The sequence below is a fragment of the Vibrio sp. 2134-1 genome (assembly GCF_033339495.1).
This window is the reverse complement of the sequence record NZ_JAWOUS010000173.1, coordinates 1-960: the sequence shown is the minus strand read 5'-3', so window position 1 is coordinate 960 and position 960 is coordinate 1. Positions and strand designations below refer to the sequence as shown.

At 48.4% G+C, this 960-nt stretch carries 1 protein-coding gene; it reads right to left on the bottom strand.

All coding sequences use genetic code 11. The features are described from left to right. Positions 1–37 precede the first annotated feature (37 nt). Positions 38–958, bottom strand: coding sequence for a glutaminase B (gene glsB, locus R7R78_RS24725; RefSeq protein WP_005482494.1), 921 nt, complete (start codon positions 956–958; stop codon positions 38–40). Positions 959–960 lie beyond the last annotated feature (2 nt).

The window sequence follows — 960 nt, the reverse complement described above, 5'->3', positions numbered from 1 at the left end:
CTCAGACGAGAGGCTTTTTGTATAGAAACAGTTAACACTAAAAAATCGAACGGCCAATTCGCTCAGAGAGCAGTTCCAGTGCTTTCGTACCCGCCAATGAGTTCCCTGATGCATCAAGTTCTGGAGACCAAACCGCAATGGTCATTTCACCCGGCACTACGGCAATAATGCCGCCGCCAACGCCAGATTTACCCGGCATACCCACACGGTAAGCAAACTCACCGGCACCATCGTACAAACCACAAGTTGCGAGCAATGCATTCAGTTGCTTCGTTTGTGTTGGTGACACCACTGGCTTGCCCGTTTGCACGGAAGTGCCTTTGTTGGCTAGGTAGCTAAAGGTTTTTGCTAAGTCCACACAGCTCATCTTTAAAGCACAGGCATGGAAATAGTTTTGCAGCACAGGAATAACCTCGTTTTCGAAGTTCCCGAATGAACGCATTAGGTAAGCAATCGCCGCGTTGCGATCGCCGTGCATCATTTCCGACGCGGCCACGACTTTGTCGTAGACAATGTGAGTATCGCCCGACAACTGACGAACAAACTCAAGTAAGCGCTGACGAGGCGCAGACAAACGACTTTGCAGCAAATCAGCCACGACAATCGCGCCCGCATTAATAAACGGGTTGCGTGGAATACCCTGCTCCATCTCCAACTGAATCAGTGAGTTAAACGCCTGACCTGATGGCTCTTTACCTACTCTTGCCCAAATTTCTTCTTGTTTGTACAAGCACATGGCCAACGTTAGGCTCAGTGCTTTCGAAATAGACTGAATAGAAAAAGACTCATCGGCATCGCCAGCCTTAATCACTTCACCTTCATTGGTGTATACCGCAATAGCTAATTTATTATTCGGTACTTTTGCCAGAGCCGGAATGTAGTCCGCCACTTTTCCTTGACCGATCAAAGGGCGCACTTCCGCCAGAATATCTGTCAAAATTTCCGCTGTCGGTTTCATTG

What these genes read in the sequence shown, in the direction of transcription:
- glsB (WP_005482494.1), bottom strand. Translation starts at nt 958, where the DNA reads ATGAAACCGACAGCGGAAATTTTGACAGATATTCTGGCGGAAGTGCGC.